Origin of the sequence: Pseudomonas sp. LTJR-52 (assembly GCF_003691465.1) — a bacterium.
Taxonomy (GTDB): Bacteria; Pseudomonadota; Gammaproteobacteria; order Pseudomonadales; family Pseudomonadaceae; genus Chryseomonas; species Chryseomonas luteola.
In genome coordinates, this window is record NZ_CP033105.1 from 3,202,290 (window position 1) to 3,219,894 (window position 17,605).

Sequence of the window (17,605 nt, forward strand, 5' to 3'; positions counted from 1 at the left end):
CACAAGTTCATTTCAGCCTTGTCCTAACGGATATAGCTCAGTAACGTTGCCACCCTTGTTTCAATGGAGAGCTCTAGATGTTAGCGCCACGCTTGCTGCTGCCCCTGACCTTGCTGGCCACGTTGCTGGCAGGCTGCCATAGCACCCCGAGCGATAGCATCGCTTCGTCCAAGGCGTCTCAAGGCGTACGCCTGCAAGGTGATTTGCGGTTAGCGAATGACCAGTTACTCTTTCGCCCCTGTCAGGAGCATCGCTACTTTCAAATAGACGATGCGGCCAACACGTCTATTATCAACGATGCTCATGAGTTGACGGCCGATAGCGGTGCCAGCAGCCTATTCGCAGATTTACGCGGAAAGATGAAATCTGGAGGGCCGGCTGGAAGCGATGGTGTATTTGCCGTTTCCGAAGTGTATCGCATGCAGTACACCGGGCCCGGCTGTTCAGACCCTAATTTCAAGCGCCTGACGCTTCGCGCAGCCGGTCATACTCCAGAATGGAATGTGGTAGTAAGTGGCCAGGGCATGGTTATAGCCTCGACCGATCGCAGCCAGCAGGCTCTTCCATATTTGCAGGAGCAACTACCCGACGGTAGTCGTAGCCTGTCTACCGAAGCCAACGGCGAGCGTGTCGAGCTATGGGTCAGTCCGCAGCGCTGTGTTGATGAAAGCACTGGTACGGTTCAATCCCTTCAGGCGGAGCTGCGTGTCAATGGCAAGAGCATGTCAGGCTGCGCGCACTATGGCGGTGCTACTGACACCCATTAAAGAAATCCAGTCCTGCGTGCTGTTACTAAGGCTCAAACAGCACGCATTGGCAATGAAAGCCTCTTATCCAAGGTTCTTCGTTTACTGCCTCATGGGCGCCCGCCTTACATCAGACGAATATCTATTTCGCCAAGCTCACTAGGCCTGCTAGTTTAATATCTGTTTTAGCTGAATTATTTCACACATCAGTCGACATCTTATAGGATGCCTCCCTCCCTAAGAGTGGCCATCTGCCATCAATGCCTATATTTCAAGACCACTCTGCGCCGCCTTTGCCTACTATGCTCAGTACTACTTTTACCCGTCGCGTATTCCCTCTGGTTACAGTATTGCTGTTCCTGATGTTTTCGCTCGCATGTGGGCTGTTGATCCACAACGCTCGTAGCCAGGATCAACAGGCTCAGGCAGACACCTTATACGCTGCTCAAAAAGCCCTTGAAGACCTGAATACAAGCATAAAAAAGGATATATCTGACTATTCCAAATGGGGTGAGCTTTACAAGAACATGCACCTTAAGCTCAACATCAGCTGGGCGTATGACGGAGAAAACCTGGGCGAGTCGATTTATGAGCTCTATGGCTTTCAGGGATTACTTGTTCTAAATGCGCAGGACAAAACCGTCTATTCACTGTTTGAGGGTGAGCAAACACCTCTTGATGCCCGGCAATGGTTACAAGGCGATGTTGACGCTCTACTGAACAAGGCACGCGCGCCTGAAAATAAGGAAGAGGTAGTCAGTGAACTCCTGAAAGTCGACTCAGTACCTGCCATCGTTGCGGCTGGATCTATCACGCCAGGAAAAGACCCAACCGTTAAGGAGCGGCCCGGTACCCGCTCAGTACTTCTCTTCGTCAATATCCTTACACCAGACAAGCTCAAGGCGCTGGGTACGCAATATGGATTAGTCAATCTGCGGACTACACAGACGCCTCAGATTGAAGGCTCGTCCACGCTTCGTCTAGCACCTGGCGCTGATAGCTACTTGGCCTGGGACCCGCCACGTCATGGGCAGACGCTGCTTGACTCGATTCTTCCCTACTTCGGTATCGCGGGTCTCATGCTGATCGCGTCAACCTGGCTAGTCCTGCGTAATGCACTTTCTACGGCACGACTCATGGAAGCTCATTACGTTGAATTGACTCAGAGCAAGGAAGCTTTGGCGGTTAGCGAGGAGCGCTTTAGAGACGTAGCAGAGGCCGCGTCGGACTGGCTGTGGGAAATCGATGCTCAGTACCGCCTGACCTATCTTTCAGGGCGCTTCGAGGAAGTTACAGGCACTACACCTGAGCAGTGGCTTGGCAAAAACCTTGATGAACTGCTGACAGCAGACCATGAGTCATTGACAACATGGCTGAACCATCGAAGGAACGCCTCTACATCTACTCCACTCGTCTGTCATTATCATGACCGACAAGGTAAGCAGCGGACCTGCCGTGTCTCGGCGCGACCGATAAAAGACGGCACGCAAGGGTTTCGCGGCACGGCCAGCGATATTACCGACGAGGTCAAGGCGCTAGCTCAGGTAAGGCACCTGTCTCTGCATGATCCCTTAACCGATCTGCCCAATCGCAACCGTTTGAACGAGTTTCTAAAAAAGCATGTAAGCCCATCAACACGCGTTGCCCCTGTGGCCTTGTTAAGTGTGGATCTGGATCGCTTCAAACCGGTCAACGATGCGCTGGGTCATGCAGCGGGCGACAGAGTGCTCAGGGAAGTGGCCAAGCGCCTGCGTAATTGCATTCGAGAAGCCGATCTAGTCGCGCGGGTCGGTGGTGATGAGTTTATTGTCGTGATGACCCGCCTTCAGAACCATGAAGAAATCTCTGCACTGAGCTCACGAATCATTGATCAGCTCCATCAGCCTATCAAAGTGGATGACCAGACCGTGTTTATTGGAGGAAGCATAGGCGTTGCACTAGCGCCCTCTGATACAAATAACGCAGAGGAGCTTCTGCGGCTCGCCGATATTGCGCTTTATCAGTCCAAGGCTGCGGGCCGTAATACATGGCGTTTCTACTCCCACGAAATGAACGAGCTGATTACCAGCCGTCGACGCTTGGAGAACGATCTCCGTCAGGCGTTGGAAAGAGAAGAATTGAGCCTCCATTTTCAGCCACGTTATTCGCTTACGGGAAATCGGCTGACCGGGTTCGAAGCGCTATTACGCTGGCAGCATCCTGAGCATGGCATGCTGCTACCCGATAGTTTCATTGCGCTGGCAGAAGACACCGGCCTTATCGTTCCCATCGGAAATTGGGTACTGAAACGCGCCTGCCACGTAGCTGTCAAATGGCCACAACCGGTAGGTATTTCTGTGAATCTCTCGCCCCGACAGTTTGGTCGCCATGACCTGATCAGTCAGGTACAAAATGCGCTGACCGAGAGTAGGCTGGACCCTTCCAGACTTGAACTGGAAATTACCGAGCGCGTCATGCTGGACAATGCTGACGGAGCGCTGGAGACACTCAACAGCCTAAAGGCGCTCGGGATACGTCTCCACATGGACGATTTTGGTACAGGCTTTTCTTCTTTGGGATACCTGCGCAGCTACCCCTTTGATGGCATCAAGATAGACCGCAGCTTTGTCGCCGGTATCGGTACAAACCCAGACGATCGCGCTATCGTCCAGGCCATCATTACGTTGGGCCAATCCCTTGGCATGACGGTTACGGCTGAAGGCGTAGAAACAGCAGAGCAACTTGAGCACCTACGTGGCGATGCCTGCGACGAGGTACAGGGCTTTCATTTCAGCAAGGCATTACCTGCGCATGAACTGTCTCTACTGTTTGACTGAGCAAGCCCAAGCCCCGGTTCAACGTTCGGTAACAACCGCGACATCCGGTCCTGCACCACGCCGCTGATTACGATCATCACGCGGCGTCACACCAAAGAAATTTCGATAGGCGCTGGAGAAATGAGGCCCCGACGAAAAACCGCACGACAGCCCAATTTGAATAATGGATTTGCTGGTCTGCATCAGCATCTTGCGTGCCCGATTCAGCCGAAGCTCCAGATAGTATTGGCTTGGCACACGTGACAGGTACTGCTTGAAAATGCGCTCGAGCTGACGACGTGACACGCAGACATGCTGCGCAATTTCATCAGTGGTAAGCGGCTCTTCAATATTGGCCTCCATGAGCATGACTGCCTGGGTCAGCTTTGGATGACTGGAGCCCAGCCGGTTCTTTAGCGGGATTCGCTGGCGTTCATTGCCCTCGCGGATTCGCTCGACAACCAGCTCTTCCGAGACAACACCAGCCAGGTCCGCCCCATGGTCATGGCTCAGCATGGCCAAGACCATGTCCAGGATAGCCAGACCGCCACAAGCAGAGAGCCGGTCACGGTCCCACTCAAACAGATGATTAGTTGCGATAACCTTGGGATACTGCTCTGTGAAATCATCCAGCCAGCGCCAGTGCACCGCAGCGCGGTACCCGTCAAGCAGACCTGACTGCGCCAGCGGAAATACGCCTGCTGAAATGGCCCCTACCTGCACTCCGGATCGAGCGCACTGCTTTAGCGCCGTACTCAGCGGGACCGAGAGTGATTGCGGAATCTCATCCGCCAACAAAAACACTCTTTGGAAGTGCTCCAGCTGAGCGGGCCAGGAGATATGCGTCAAGCGCTGCTCGGCCTGATCGATGCGTATCAATTCAAGCACGTATTCAGCGCTGGCCTGCTGCCGTCTAGCCACTCGAAAGGCTTCTTCGGCCAGGGCTACCGTCAAAGGGCGGGTTTCGGGCCAAATCAAAAAGCCTATACGAATGGCCATATGTTATTTCAAGCTGCCAGACAGGAATTGTTGTAGTCGCACACTGCTCGGATTAGCCAAAACTTCACGAGGATTGCCAGACTCCTCGACGCGCCCCTGATGCAGAAAGATAACCTGATTGGAGACCTCTCTGGCAAAGCCCATCTCATGGGTTACCACCACCATGGTACGCCCTTCAAGCGCCAGATCACGCATCACCTTGAGCACCTCCCCTACCAGCTCAGGATCCAGCGCAGAGGTAGGTTCATCAAACAGCATAACTTCAGGCTCCATGGCCAGCGCGCGAGCTATTGCTACACGTTGCTGCTCGCCTCCCGACATATGGGCAGGGTATGCATCCTTACGATGAGATACCCCGACCTTGGCCAGATAACGCTCAGCTCGCTCGATGGCTTTAGCCTTGGGAACACCCAATACATGAATTGGCGCCTCGATCACGTTCTGCATCACCGTCATATGTGACCATAGATTGAAATGCTGAAACACCATCGCCAAGCGCGAGCGCATCTTCTGCAGCTGCTTGGGATCTGCCGCCTTGAGCGCACCCTGCTTGGTAGACTGCAGCTTGAGCTCTTCACCATTAAGCAGGATTTTGCCCGCATGGGGCTGTTCCAGCATATTGATGCAACGTAGCAACGTCGATTTACCCGAACCGCTGGAGCCGATGATACTGATGACATCGCCGGCCTTGGCCGCAAGCGAAACCCCCTTGATCACCTCATGATCACCGTAACGCTTGTGTAGATCCTGTATTTCAAGTTTGAACATGGTTTCAAAGCCTTGATTAGTCTAGCCAGTGCACAGGCCCCGGCTCGTACTCGATATTTAATGTTTACGAGGCGCCAGATAGGCGAGCCAGTGCCGCTCGGCCAGTTTGAATAGCCGGACCAGAATAAACGTCAGCGCAAGGTAGAACACGCCGGCGGTGACATAGGCCTCGAAAGGCAGATAAAACTGGGAATTGACTGTACGGGCTGCGCCGGTAATGTCGACCAGGGTTACGATCGAGGCCAGACTAGTCGTCTGCAGCATCATGATGACCTCATTGCTGTACTGAGGCAGTGCGCGACGCAATGCAGAAGGTAATACGATCCGCCGATACATGAGCGAACGGGACATTCCCATCGCCTGGGCCGCCTCGATCTCACCGTGCGGCGTTGCCTTCAAGCTACCCGCAATGATCTCGGCGGTATAAGCGCTCGTGTTGATGGCAAAGGCCAGGCATGCACAAAACGTGGCGTTCGAGAGCCAAGGCCAGAGCCAGCTTTCCCTTATCACCTCGAATTGAGCCAAGCCGTAATAGATCAGGAAAAGCTGCACCAAGCCTGGTGTTCCTCGAATTACATACGTGTAAAGCCAGGCAGGGAAATTGATCAGAATACGCTTAGATACCCGCATAAACGCCAGCGGGATGGCAGCGGCCAGCCCAATGACCAGAGAAACAGCCAGCAACTTCAAGGTAACCAGAAGCCCGTTAAAATAAAGCGGCAAATTTTCCCAGATGACGTTGTAGTCAAAGATCATAGGTCAGCCACCTTAACGCCTGCGGAATAACGTCTTTCAACAAGCCTCAACAACAGAAGCGACACGCTGGTGATAATCAGATAAAGAGCCGCAACAGCCACGTAAAAAGTGAAGGGCTCGCGGGTAGCATCGGCCGCCTGCTTGGCCTTGAACATCATGTCCTGCAGTCCCACTAGAGAGATCAGCGCGGTTGCCTTGGTCAGTACCAACCAATTATTGGTAAATCCAGGGATGGCTAGTCGAATCATTTGCGGGACAAGAATTCGGAAAAATACTTGGATGCCGCTCATGCCATAGGCAACACCCGCTTCAGCCTGCCCTTTTGGAATACCCAAAAAAGCGCCTCGAAAGGTTTCGGACAAATATGCGCCGAAGATGAAACCCAGGGTAAAAACACCTGCTGCAAACGGATTGATATCTATGTAATCGTCATACCCCACCATAGGAGCCAGACGATTGATCAAATCCTGACCACCGTAGAAGATCAGCAGAATCAATACCAGGTCGGGAATTCCCCGGATGACTGTCGAATACAGATCGCCCAGCCAAGCCAGCCAGCGTATCGGTGAAAGGCGAAAGGCAGCGCCAGCCAGACCCAGGCCGCAGGCCAACACCATGGATATCAGGGCCAGCTGTATGGTAAGCCAGGCACCATCGACAATATTCGCCCCGTAGCCGTTGAGCATAGTGGACAACTCCTCAGCGCAACAAAATCAAGCGCCCAGATACAAAACAGGCGCGATGGCAGTGAAGCCACCACGCCTCATCAGGATTCGTTAATTTCCGTAAATATTGAAATTAAAGTATTTGTCCTGAATTTTCTTATACGTACCGTTCTCGCGAATGGTGCTGATTGCAGTGTTCAGCTTTTCTTTCAGCTCACCGTCGTTCTTGCGTACAGCGATACCGATACCTTCGCCAAAATACTTGGAATCATTGAAGTCAGGCCCGGTAAAGGCAAACCCTTTGCCTGCATCGGTTTTCAGGAAGCCGTCGTCCAATAAGGTAGCATCGGCCAATGTGCCGTCGAGACGGCCCGCGGTCAGATCAAGATAGATTTCATTCTGAGAGCTATAGCGGGTGATGCTCACGCCGGCAGGCTCCAGTACCTCGGTAGCAAAGCGGTCATGAATACTGCCACGCTGTACACCTAGCTTCTTACCCTTCAGGTCAGTCTTGATATCGTTGACCTGAGCGCCTTCCTTCATCACCAGCTTGGCTGGCGAATTGTAATACTTATTGGTGAAGTCAACGGAACGCTTACGTTCATCGGTGATGGACATCGATGACAGGATCATGTCGATCTTGCGTACTTTGAGTGCAGGGATAAGACCATCAAACTCCTGCTCAACCCACTGGCACTTGACCTTCATTTCAGCACACAGCGCGTTACCGATGTCATAGTCAAAACCCACGATGCTGCCGTCGGCTGCTTTCGAGGCAAAGGGCGGATACGCTGCTTCAATTCCGATGCGAACCGGCTTGCCATCGGCCGCTACAGATACGTTGGTGAGGACAGACAGCGCGAGAGCGCCAAGCAATGCCAGCTTTTTCATGCAAGCTCCTACGAAGGAATGGGCTGCGGACGTTAGTTAATAGCCCAGGCTACCAATACGCATGGCAATACTCTATGCACATGCATGGCACCAGCAATGCAGCAGCGTGGGTAGCGGCATTCTAGCGGCAGCCTAGTAAGGGTTATTTCGTCTATGCGACAAGTAATTACAGAAGGGTTTTAGACAGACCTAAACAGTCTTGACAGGCTATACGATAGCATGCTTGAAAAAAATTAAAAATAGATATACGAAGCAATAAGCGCGCCCAAGGACAATATTTCCTTATGAAACCGCTGCTTAGCTCAATTCGTGTAGAGCCAGGGAAGAGAGAATGCGCCGAAATGAAGCCTAGATGTTACTCATGGCCTCATTTCGGCGCATCCGTTGTTACGTACTCATGCTACAGCCTGAGTCATGCCACGATGGGTATCAACAAGCTGCTGAACAACACCTGGATCGGCTAAGGTTGAAATGTCGCCCAACGCGTCATATTCACCTACAGCAATCTTGCGCAGGATCCGACGCATGATTTTTCCGGAGCGTGTTTTGGGCAGCCCCGGCGCCCACTGAATGATGTCAGGCGTTGCAATAGGCCCTATATCCTTACGCACCCACTGCTTGAGCTCTTGACGTAACGCTTCCGAAGGCTCTTCACCTGAGTTGAGGGTAACGTAAACATAGATCCCCTGCCCTTTGAGATCGTGAGGCATTCCTACCACAGCAGCTTCGGCCACCTTGGGATGTGCAACCATTGAGCTTTCAATCTCTGCCGTACCCATGCGGTGTCCCGAAACATTAAGGACATCATCAACACGACCGGTAATCCAATAATAACCATCCTCGTCACGACGGGCGCCGTCCCCGGTGAAATACATACCCTTGAATGTCTTGAAATAGGTATCCACGAAACGATCGTGGTCACCGTAGATCGTGCGCGCCTGTCCCGGCCAGGAATCCAGAATAACCAGATTGCCCTCCGCAGCCCCTTCAATGATATTGCCTTCATTATCGACAAGTGCTGGCTGAACACCAAAGAAAGGCCGTGTAGCGGAGCCAGGCTTCAAGGCCGTAGCGCCAGGCAATGGACTGATCAGAATTCCGCCTGTCTCGGTCTGCCACCAGGTATCAACAACCGGACAACGTTCTTGTCCTACGGTTTTGTAGTACCAGTGCCACGCCTCAGGGTTGATCGGCTCACCTACTGACCCCAGCAGGCGCAGACTTTTACCATCGGCCCCTCGAACAGCCGCATCCCCCTGGGCCATCATCGCTCGGATAGCCGTCGGAGCGGTATACAGAATATTTACCTGATGCTTGTCGATAATCTGGGCGACACGGGTTACGTCCGGGTAGTTGGGGACCCCTTCGAACAATAATGTGGTAGCCCCATTGGCTAAAGGCCCGTAGACAATGTAGCTATGACCGGTAATCCAGCCTACATCAGCCGTACACCAATAAACCTCGCCTGGCTTATAGTCGAACACCCGCTCATGCGTAAGTGACGCATAAACCATATAGCCGCCAGTAGTATGCATGACGCCCTTGGGTTTACCGGTAGAGCCTGAGGTATACAGGATGAACAGTGGCGCCTCGGCATCCATCTCCTTGGGCTCGCAGTGCGCGGAGGCAACCTGAGTTACGTCGTGATACCAGACGTCGCGGTGCGCATGCCAGGCAATGGGAGCACGCGTGCGCTTGCATACAATGACTTTACGAACACAGCATGTATCCGGATTGGTCAAGGCCTCGTCAACGTTGGCTTTCAGAGGTGTTTTCTTGCCGCCTCGGATACCCTCGTCCGCAGTGATGATGACTTTAGAGCGACAGTCACTGATACGACCCGCTAATGACTCGGGAGAAAAGCCGCCAAAGACGACAGAGTGCACCGCACCGATGCGAGCGCACGCCAACATGGCCACCACTGCTTCTGGAATCATCGGCATATAGATCGTGACTACGTCACCACGGTGTACATCCTGGCCACGCAGTGCGTTGGCAAACTTAGAGACCTCTTCGTGCAATTCACGATAGGTAATGTGACGATGCTCGGAAGGATCATCGCCCTCCCAGATAATAGCCACCTGATCACCCCGCGTTTCGAGATGGCGATCAAGGCAATTGTAAGACGCGTTCAACATTCCATCGGCAAACCACTTGATATCGACAAGGTGATCGTCAAATGAAGTTTGTTTGACGCGAGTAAATGGCTTTGTCCAGCTGATCCGCTGGGCCTGCTCCCGCCAGAATCCGTCTGGATTAATCACGGACTTCTGATATAGAGCCTTATAGCTAGCGTCATCAGTCAGCGTCAGGGCGGCCACTTCAGGACGTACGGGATAGAGGGATGCGGCACTCATGGCGGTTACCTCAACGGAGAAGTTTGTTGTTTTTGTAGTTCCGTTTTACTGGCTGAGCGCCTTGGTAACTATTCGACAAAGGTCTTAACGGCTATCTCAGTACTGATGCCACTTGATCATGGACAGGAACGCAAATCGCTGATGTCCCGGTGAAAGACAGCCGAGGCGCCAGATAATCTGATTACCATCAAAAAGGCAGGCTTACATCAAAAGAAGGGAGTCATGCTCAGGAAACACTGCAGACAAATCAAATGTCCGTACAAACTCCTCTATGAAAAATCAACCCGGCCACGCCCTGCCTTGACTGCACTGCGCTTGGTCTTTCCTTCGAGTCGTCTCTTTTTGGACGCCAGCGTTGGCTTGGTTGGACGACGTGTTTTTTGAACGCGGGTAACACTCTGAATAAGCTCAGCAAGACGCGTTAATGCATCTTCACGGTTCTGCTCCTGCGTTCTGTATTGCTGCGCCTTGAGTACCACAACACCTTCACGCGTAATACGCGTGTCCTGCAGAGCCAGCAGCCTTTCTTTATAAAAATCCGGGAGCGACGAAGCCCGAATATCGAAACGCAAATGAATGGCGCTGGATACCTTGTTTACATTTTGGCCGCCCGCCCCCTGAGCACGCACCGCCGTCAATTCCACTTCAGTATCTGGCAGGGAAACAGTATTGGATATACTAATCATTGATATGCAGCCATAGGCAAGGACGTACCTTGATAGACCTCAAGGGATCATGAGGGTTTAAAGACAATAGGCGGACTAGAACTCAGTACCGCGCACCAACCACATGCCCAAAAGCTCGGAGAGGTTATCGAGGGGCTGATAACCATTGGTGACAAGCGCTAGCTGACCCTCACGCTCCGCCAGCAAGGTTGGGAAGCCTGCAATGCCTAAATTGAGAGCCCAGTCAAAGTCCGCCTGGGTTGCGGCTCTTGTTTCTGGGGCATCGAAAGCCGGAGCAAACTCAATGCGAGGCAGTCCTGCCTTCTCTGCCAGCTCAACAAGAACAGCCGGCTGGGTAACATCGCTGTTTTCCACATAAAAAGCACGCTGGATAAGCTTTGCCAGCGGCCATACCGCCTGCTCATCCAATCCTCTGGCTACAACCAGCGCACGACAGGCTGGCTCTGTATCGTAGACAAAGCCTTCAGGCAGTGCATTGTCAATTGTGAAGGGTTGACCTGTAGCTTCTTCGACTGCCTGCCAATAGGACAGGGTACGTACACGAGCGGCGGCGTCCATGGCGACTCGCTCTCTACGCAGCCCACCTACGACAAGATGCATAGGCACGCCATAGAGACGTGCCTGCTCAGCCAGTGCTTCCATGACAGGCGCGAACCCCCAGCACCAGGAACACATAGGATCCATCACATAGAGCAATCGCGCCTTCATAGGTCAAGCCTCCTGCGATAGCTTGGAAACCTGTCGGGGATCCCGACCAATGGGATGCGGCTGATTCCGCTGCCTGGCCAGTTCAATCTGCTTCTGACGCTCACGTGCGCTGATACGTGTTTTTTCTGGCAATGAGTCCCAGCAATGAGAGCAGCTAATGCCAGGCACGTAGTGCTCAGATTCCCGATCTGCAGCTGATATGGGCGTCCGGCAAGCATGACACTGATCATACTCCCCTTCACTCAGATCGTGCCTGACCGTTACACGGTTATCGAACACAAAACAGTCGCCCTGCCAAAGACTGTCTTCCTGCGGCACCTCTTCCAGATATTTCAGAATACCACCCTTAAGATGATAGACCTCTTCAAAGCCCTCATTGAGCATGAAGCTCGATGCTTTCTCGCAGCGGATACCACCAGTGCAGAACATGGCCACTTTTTTATGACGGGAAGGATCAAAATTCTGCCTGACATACTGAGGAAACTCGCGGAAGGATTTGGTCTTGGGATCCACCGCATTGGTAAAGGTCCCGATACCGACCTCGTAATCATTGCGCGTATCAATCAATACAACATCAGGGTCTGAAATAAGCGCATTCCAGTCTTTCGGATCTACGTAGGTTCCAACCTTCTTGTTGGGATCGACGCCCGGCACGCCCAAGGTAACAATTTCCTTCTTGAGCTTGACCTTAGTCCGATAGAACGGCTGCTCATCGCAATAGGATTCCTTGTGCTCAAGATCAACAAGACGCGAGTCTGCCTTCAAAAAAGCCAGAACCGCATCAATTCCGGCCCGAGAGCCGGCAATGGTGCCATTGATACCCTCTTCCGCCAGTAGCAGGGTGCCCTTTACCTCATTGTCCAACATGACAGTAAGCAAGGGCTCACGGCGCTCGACGTAATCTTCAAGGGTGACAAATTTATACAGTGCAGCTACAACAATAGAACCAGACATGTCGACTTCTCCAGTGGTCGTCCTCGTAAGGGACGGACCGGTTAATGCACAACGCCGGCAATGGCCGGCGCTGGAGCGACAAGTCTAAGGAAGCGCGACGGGCTTGAACAGAGCCCTCAAGCGGATCACAGCCATTTCTAACCGTGCAGTCCGTCATGCTTGCTGCCACCGCGACATGTCGGCGACTCAGGTGCCATTCCTTGTCTGGCCCACTCTTCAGGTGTGTAGGTATGAAGCGCCAGGGCATGAAACTCACCCATCAGCCCACCCAGCGCCCCGTAGACCTTCTGATGCCGCTTAACGGCATTCAACCCTTCAAATTGTTCACTGACCACTACAGCCTTGTAATGGGTTTCCTGACCACGGCTGTGCATGTGGCTTTCGTCAACAACATCAAGATGCTGCGGCTGCAGCATGCTTAACGTTGAAAGAATACGGTCGCGCATACTCATGGATAGGTCTCGCTTATTTCTTGGAACCGCTACCTTCAGGAGCAGCCTGTGGCTTAACACCCAGCTCCTTATCCATATCACTCAGCAGCTTGTTGACCTGGGGAACTGCCTGCTCGAGCTTGCCCTGGGTCAGCTGGGCAGACTGCATGGAGATCTGCGGTAGCGTGTTCATCATTTTCTTACCCAGTGGAGACTGGTAGAAGTCGATCAAGTCTTTCAGCTCGGCTTCACTGAAGTTCTGAGTATAGAGTTTGACCAGATCAGGCTTAACCTTGTCCCAACCAATCGACTTGTCCAGTGTTGCATTAGCACGCGCAACGTAGCTTTCAAGAACAGCCTTCTTGCTCGGAGCCTTGGCCTGGGCGAAATGCTGATCAAACAATTCATGCACTTGGGCATAAACCGGTGTAGTAAGCTTGTCGGCGTTGGCCAGCTTTAGAAACCGCTCGGCTTGGGCAGCATGGCTAGCCGCATCAGCCAGGGCCAGGCCACTGACACCAGAGAGCATCACAGCGGTGCAGACAGCACGAAAAGTCTTCATCGGACATCCTTTAAACATGAATAGCGATAGCTAAAAGATCCGTATTCTGCCCACGTGTTTCCCGATGACTCAAGTCGTATTCCGGCTCCGTTCAGGCAAGCTTCAGCATCTTCAATGGTAAGTCCAGCTGAAATCTGACCCGCCTGATGTTTTCGGAACCCACCCCACATCTGAATAGACTAATCACCGATAAGCGCTAGCCTTGGCTCTATTGGTTTCCCATCACTGCTTGAAAGCCTTTCATTGGCCAGCGCGCCGACCACCCAAATCTGCATGCAGGAGAGCATCATGAGCCGTACCGAAACCGACAGCCTAGGTCCTGTAGAAGTCGACGAAAATGCCTATTGGGGAGCTCAGACACAGCGCTCCATGGAAAACTTCGCCATTGGTGGCCAGAAAATGCCGCTGGCGATCGTGCATGCACTTACGCTGATCAAGAAAGCAGCGGCTCGGGTGAATGCAGGGCTAGGCGAATTGCCGCAAGAGATAGCGGACCTTATCGAGCAATCAAGCAATGAGGTGCTTGAAGGGCGTCATGATGATCAGTTTCCCTTGGTTGTCTGGCAAACCGGCAGCGGCACCCAAAGCAATATGAACGTCAATGAAGTGATTGCGGGGCGCGCCAATGAACTTGCAGGCCAGGGCAAGGGCGGCAAGAAGCCTGTGCACCCTAACGACCATGTCAACCGCGGCCAAAGCTCCAACGACTGCTTCCCGACTGCAATGCACATCGCAACCGCACAAGCCGTACTGGGAGATCTGCTGCCTGCTATCGATGAGCTTTCCGGAGGTCTGGCCCAGCAGGCCGCACGCCATATGAGTCTGGTCAAAACTGGCCGTACCCATATGATGGACGCAACACCTATTACTTTCGGTCAGGAAGTGTCGGCCTACGTCGCTCAGCTCGACATTGCCCAGAGCGCCATTCGTGCAGCCCTTCCAGCCATTTATGAACTTGCTCAGGGCGGAACGGCAGTAGGAACCGGCCTCAACTCTCCCAAAGGCTTCGACGAGGCGATTGCAAAAGAAATTGCATCACTTACCGGCCTACCCTTTGTTACTGCACCCAACAAGTTTGCTGCCCTGGCAGGTCACGAACCACTTACCGCACTGTCAGGCTCACTGAAAACGCTAGCTGTAGCCCTCATGAAGATTGGTAACGACCTGCGCCTGCTGGGCTCCGGCCCTAGGGCAGGCTTTGCCGAGGTCAAGCTACCAGCCAATGAGCCTGGCAGTTCCATTATGCCCGGCAAGGTTAACCCAACCCAGGCGGAAGCCTTGACCATGCTGGCCTGCCAGGTAATGGGGAACGATACCACCATCACTTTCGCTGCCAGCCAGGGGCATCTGCAGCTGAACGTCTTCAAGCCTGTCATTGCCTATAACATTCTTGAATCCATTCGCTTACTGGCCGACGGCTGCCGCAATTTCAACAAACATTGCGTAGCCGGCATGGAGCCTGACGCCGAGAAAATGGCAGCTCACCTTGAGCAAGGTCTGATGCTTGTAACAGCCTTGAACCCCCACATTGGTTATGACAAGGCCGCTGAAATTGCGAAGAAGGCTTATGCCGAAAATAAGACCCTCAGAACAGCGGCCCTTGAGCTTGGTCATCTGAACGAGGCGCAGTTCGATGAGTGGGTAAGGCCTGAAACCATGCTGGAAGCAGGCAGCCATGGCTGAGCCAAGAACGGGCGCAACACCTCTAGAGGGCGATGGCAAACGAGTCCTGGTTATCCAGGGCTCGCCCAAGAGCGAAAGCTTCTGTCATGCGCTGAGCGCAGCCTATATACAAGGGGCTCGCCAACATAATCATGTGGTACGTGAACTACGACTGGGAGAGCTTAGTTTCGACCCGGTACTTCGAGAAGGCTACGATAAGAGCCAGATTCTTGAAGAAGATTTGCTGGAAGCTCAACGACTGATTCATTGGGCAGAACATCTTCTATTTGTTTACCCCATCTGGTGGGGTGGTCTACCTGCCCTTTTAAGCGGCTTTATCGAGCGTGTTTTCTTGCCAGGCTTTGCATTCGCTTATCGCGATCAGATCTGGGGAGGTGAACAACTTCTATCAGGCCGAAGCGCTGACCTTATCGTCACTGCTGACAGCCTGCCTACTCCCTGGAAGCGCCTGAGAGGACTTTCTCCGCATCGCCTCATGATGCGAGAGGCCTTGGATGTGTGTGGCATACAGATTCGTGAACATCTGGAATTCGCACCAATAAGAGCAAGTAGCGAGGAACAACGATTGAGATGGCTTCAAGATGTGCAAAGAATGGGGTCATACTTGAACTAGAAACCTTTATTAAAAGGTATGCTGCTAAATTAATTACCTGAACTTAATAAATAGTCTTTTAAATAAGAAAGCCCCAATATGCATAACAGAACTGACTTCGTAGAAACCAAACCTTATTTGAGTTGCGCTGGCGTATGCTTGTCAGCGCACTTTCATGACAAAACATAATTTCATAATATGTAACAATCTTTATTTTTAGCACTCTCGCTTCGACTCCTTTTCCGCTTCTTTTTGTAGTGCTTGCCTGCTGTCAATTCCCTACAATCAACAATCTCTCAACCAAGGTGCGACATATTGAAGCAGGTATTGAAAAATCAAGGACTTAGCTAGCTCCTTGTATCGCCTAAAAGCGACTCAATGATAGACGTGAACCCTAGATGAACTTAAACTGCGCACGGCCCAATAAGGCGTGCCTTGAAGCGCTCTTGAGAGAGAGAAAAAACACCTGATTGATAGCAATATGCCTACATAAGGCAGGGTGAATTTTCAACTTGCAACAATATGCTCGCTCGCAAGCAGATGGCTTCAAGTCCACCGGGTTGGTAAGCAAGCGAGATTGGTCCGGATGCTGCCCATTAGCGCGTCCGCATAGGCCTCGTGCTTATTGGTACAGCTTACGCTACCCAAGTTGCAGCGTTATTTTTTGGTACACGGCACTGACGTGAATAAGATTCATGGCACGGCCAAGCCTTAAATGTATCCCCTGCTATGCTTGGTAATACCACGAGCGCGTAGCCTGTCTGGGAGAGTCCTGTTTTCCAGTTGCGATCGATTTCAACATTAAGGCCCGAACAAGCCCGCACTCTACGCAGGCTAGGTAAGGAGGACTGGTGAAACGTGCAATCCAGACGTAGGCCCAAGACTGGCTCAGCTTGGCTCAAATGGATTTCGGTCGTAACATATCCTTACATGTGACTCAATGACGCACGACGTCATCGACACGTTTGTAATGACCGCGACACCCAAAGCTTCATCAGCCTGACCTATTTCTGCGCCGCACTTAAATAAGTGATGGTACCGATTACTGGCTATCCCCCTGAAACGAAGAGTGCCCCTCAACCGAGGTCGTGAGATGAGAAAAAAGAAACATAGTATTTTTTCTAGCCTATTGGCTTTAGGTGCCACTGGTTTACTCAGTGGTTGTAACATGACGCTTTTAGACCCTAAAGGCCCAGTAGGTCTAGAATCAAAACACCTTATATTGACTGCCACTGGCCTGATGTTGATTGTCGTTATCCCAGTCATCGTCATGGCGATCCTTTTCTCAATCAAATATCGCGCCTCCAATAAGGATGCCGATTACGCACCCAATTGGGCGCACTCGACCAAGATTGAAGTGGTGGTGTGGGGTGTTCCGCTGGTGATCGTGGCTATTCTGGCCGTGCTCATCTGGAAGACCAGCCACTCTCTTGACCCTTTCAGGCCACTCGACTCTGACGTCAAGCCGATTACCATCGAAGCTATTGCTACCGATTGGAAGTGGGTTTTCGTTTATCCGGAACAGGGCATCGCTACGGTCAACGAGATTGCATTCCCGGCCAACACGCCGGTTAACTTTCGCATCACCTCCGATACCGTCATGAACACTCTGTTTATTCCGGCCTTGGGCAGCATGGTCTACGCCATGGGTGGCATGCAGACCCAACTGCATTTGATGGCTCATGAAACTGGCCAGTATGGCGGTGGCTCGGCCAACTACAGCGGCGCTGGCTTCTCGGATATGAAGTTCATCGCACACGCTACGACACCTGAAGAGTTCAACGCGTGGGTCGACAAGGTCAAGGCTTCTCCTAAGACACTGAGCTCTGAGGTCTATGCAGACTTGGCCATGCCCAGCGAGAAGCACCCGATCGAGTATTACTCATCCGTGGCTCCTCACCTTTTCCAGGACATCATCGATAAATACTTGAAAGGCGATTACAGCAAGCGTGTAGATCAGGTAATGGATCAGGCAATGAATAAGAGTGCGCACGAAGGTGCGGCGGAGTAAA

General features: G+C 52.4%; 16 protein-coding genes. 5 read left to right on the top strand and 11 right to left on the bottom strand.

What is annotated here, in order from left to right:
• Positions 1-77 precede the first annotated feature (77 nt).
• Positions 78-767, top strand: coding sequence for a hypothetical protein (locus EAW52_RS14995; RefSeq protein ID WP_010797680.1), 690 nt, complete (start codon positions 78-80; stop codon positions 765-767).
• A gap of 281 nt (positions 768-1,048) precedes the next feature.
• Entirely contained in the window at positions 1,049-3,562 is a 2,514-nt protein-coding gene (locus tag EAW52_RS15000) for an EAL domain-containing protein (protein WP_162997646.1), read from the top strand.
• A gap of 18 nt (positions 3,563-3,580) precedes the next feature.
• Here EAW52_RS15000 and EAW52_RS15005 read toward each other — a convergent pair whose 3' ends face one another.
• From EAW52_RS15005 to EAW52_RS15055, 11 genes are all read right to left on the bottom strand, one after another.
• On the bottom strand, positions 3,581-4,540 hold the full coding sequence (locus EAW52_RS15005; RefSeq protein WP_019365888.1) for a GlxA family transcriptional regulator: 960 nt from the start codon (positions 4,538-4,540) through the stop codon (positions 3,581-3,583).
• 3 nt (positions 4,541-4,543) lie between these two features.
• On the bottom strand, positions 4,544-5,308 hold the full coding sequence (locus EAW52_RS15010) for an ABC transporter ATP-binding protein (protein WP_010797676.1): 765 nt from the start codon (positions 5,306-5,308) through the stop codon (positions 4,544-4,546).
• A gap of 57 nt (positions 5,309-5,365) precedes the next feature.
• Positions 5,366-6,064 carry an ABC transporter permease gene (locus tag EAW52_RS15015; protein ID WP_010797675.1) on the bottom strand — a complete coding sequence of 233 codons (699 nt, stop codon included), beginning with the start codon at positions 6,062-6,064 and terminating at the stop codon, positions 5,366-5,368.
• Positions 6,061-6,750, bottom strand: coding sequence for an ABC transporter permease (locus EAW52_RS15020; protein ID WP_122043089.1), 690 nt, complete (start codon positions 6,748-6,750; stop codon positions 6,061-6,063). Before EAW52_RS15020 ends, EAW52_RS15015 begins: the two co-directional genes overlap by 4 nt.
• A 90-nt stretch (positions 6,751-6,840) precedes the next feature.
• Positions 6,841-7,620 (bottom strand): ABC transporter substrate-binding protein, encoded by a 780-nt coding sequence (locus EAW52_RS15025; protein ID WP_074827516.1) that lies wholly within the window; start codon positions 7,618-7,620, stop codon positions 6,841-6,843.
• 395 nt (positions 7,621-8,015) lie between these two features.
• Positions 8,016-9,977, bottom strand: a complete 1,962-nt coding sequence (gene acs, locus EAW52_RS15030) for an acetate--CoA ligase (RefSeq protein ID WP_122043090.1) — start codon at positions 9,975-9,977, stop codon at positions 8,016-8,018.
• 269 nt (positions 9,978-10,246) lie between these two features.
• Positions 10,247-10,663, bottom strand: coding sequence for an alternative ribosome rescue aminoacyl-tRNA hydrolase ArfB (arfB, locus tag EAW52_RS15035; protein WP_074827520.1), 417 nt, complete (start codon positions 10,661-10,663; stop codon positions 10,247-10,249).
• A 75-nt stretch (positions 10,664-10,738) separates the two neighbouring features.
• Entirely contained in the window at positions 10,739-11,371 is a 633-nt protein-coding gene (locus EAW52_RS15040) for a DsbA family protein (protein WP_122043091.1), read from the bottom strand.
• A 3-nt stretch (positions 11,372-11,374) separates the two neighbouring features.
• Positions 11,375-12,325 carry a rhodanese-related sulfurtransferase gene (locus EAW52_RS15045; RefSeq protein WP_122043092.1) on the bottom strand — a complete coding sequence of 317 codons (951 nt, stop codon included), beginning with the start codon at positions 12,323-12,325 and terminating at the stop codon, positions 11,375-11,377.
• Between the two features lie 137 nt (positions 12,326-12,462).
• Complete coding sequence (locus tag EAW52_RS15050; protein ID WP_122043093.1) at positions 12,463-12,777, bottom strand: BolA family transcriptional regulator; 315 nt, start codon at positions 12,775-12,777, stop codon at positions 12,463-12,465.
• 13 nt (positions 12,778-12,790) lie between these two features.
• Complete coding sequence (locus EAW52_RS15055) at positions 12,791-13,318, bottom strand: DUF2059 domain-containing protein (RefSeq protein WP_010797667.1); 528 nt, start codon at positions 13,316-13,318, stop codon at positions 12,791-12,793.
• 288 nt (positions 13,319-13,606) lie between these two features.
• Between EAW52_RS15055 and EAW52_RS15060 the strand changes: the two genes are divergently transcribed.
• From EAW52_RS15060 to cyoA, 3 genes are all read left to right on the top strand, one after another.
• Complete coding sequence (locus tag EAW52_RS15060) at positions 13,607-15,001, top strand: class II fumarate hydratase (protein WP_122043094.1); 1,395 nt, start codon at positions 13,607-13,609, stop codon at positions 14,999-15,001.
• On the top strand, positions 14,994-15,614 hold the full coding sequence (locus EAW52_RS15065; RefSeq protein WP_122043095.1) for an NAD(P)H-dependent oxidoreductase: 621 nt from the start codon (positions 14,994-14,996) through the stop codon (positions 15,612-15,614). The genes EAW52_RS15060 and EAW52_RS15065 overlap by 8 nt, the downstream gene beginning before the upstream one ends.
• 1,072 nt (positions 15,615-16,686) lie before the next feature.
• A complete protein-coding gene (gene cyoA / locus EAW52_RS15070; protein WP_026003959.1) occupies positions 16,687-17,604 on the top strand; it encodes a ubiquinol oxidase subunit II in 918 nt (305 codons plus the stop codon).
• Position 17,605: the final 1 nt, after the last annotated feature.

Bases quoted from the DNA above. Each gene is read 5' to 3' on its own strand.
- EAW52_RS14995 (WP_010797680.1), top strand. From the start codon at position 78: ATGTTAGCGCCACGCTTGCTGCTGCCCCTGACCTTGCTGGCCACGTTG.
- EAW52_RS15000 (WP_162997646.1), top strand. From the start codon at position 1,049: ATGCTCAGTACTACTTTTACCCGTCGCGTATTCCCTCTGGTTACAGTA.
- EAW52_RS15005 (WP_019365888.1), bottom strand. From the start codon at position 4,540: ATGGCCATTCGTATAGGCTTTTTGATTTGGCCCGAAACCCGCCCTTTG.
- EAW52_RS15010 (WP_010797676.1), bottom strand. From the start codon at position 5,308: ATGTTCAAACTTGAAATACAGGATCTACACAAGCGTTACGGTGATCAT.
- EAW52_RS15015 (WP_010797675.1), bottom strand. From the start codon at position 6,064: ATGATCTTTGACTACAACGTCATCTGGGAAAATTTGCCGCTTTATTTT.
- EAW52_RS15020 (WP_122043089.1), bottom strand. From the start codon at position 6,750: ATGCTCAACGGCTACGGGGCGAATATTGTCGATGGTGCCTGGCTTACC.
- EAW52_RS15025 (WP_074827516.1), bottom strand. From the start codon at position 7,620: ATGAAAAAGCTGGCATTGCTTGGCGCTCTCGCGCTGTCTGTCCTCACC.
- acs (WP_122043090.1), bottom strand. From the start codon at position 9,977: ATGAGTGCCGCATCCCTCTATCCCGTACGTCCTGAAGTGGCCGCCCTG.
- arfB (WP_074827520.1), bottom strand. From the start codon at position 10,663: ATGATTAGTATATCCAATACTGTTTCCCTGCCAGATACTGAAGTGGAA.
- EAW52_RS15040 (WP_122043091.1), bottom strand. From the start codon at position 11,371: ATGAAGGCGCGATTGCTCTATGTGATGGATCCTATGTGTTCCTGGTGC.
- EAW52_RS15045 (WP_122043092.1), bottom strand. From the start codon at position 12,325: ATGTCTGGTTCTATTGTTGTAGCTGCACTGTATAAATTTGTCACCCTT.
- EAW52_RS15050 (WP_122043093.1), bottom strand. From the start codon at position 12,777: ATGAGTATGCGCGACCGTATTCTTTCAACGTTAAGCATGCTGCAGCCG.
- EAW52_RS15055 (WP_010797667.1), bottom strand. From the start codon at position 13,318: ATGAAGACTTTTCGTGCTGTCTGCACCGCTGTGATGCTCTCTGGTGTC.
- EAW52_RS15060 (WP_122043094.1), top strand. From the start codon at position 13,607: ATGAGCCGTACCGAAACCGACAGCCTAGGTCCTGTAGAAGTCGACGAA.
- EAW52_RS15065 (WP_122043095.1), top strand. From the start codon at position 14,994: ATGGCTGAGCCAAGAACGGGCGCAACACCTCTAGAGGGCGATGGCAAA.
- cyoA (WP_026003959.1), top strand. From the start codon at position 16,687: ATGAGAAAAAAGAAACATAGTATTTTTTCTAGCCTATTGGCTTTAGGT.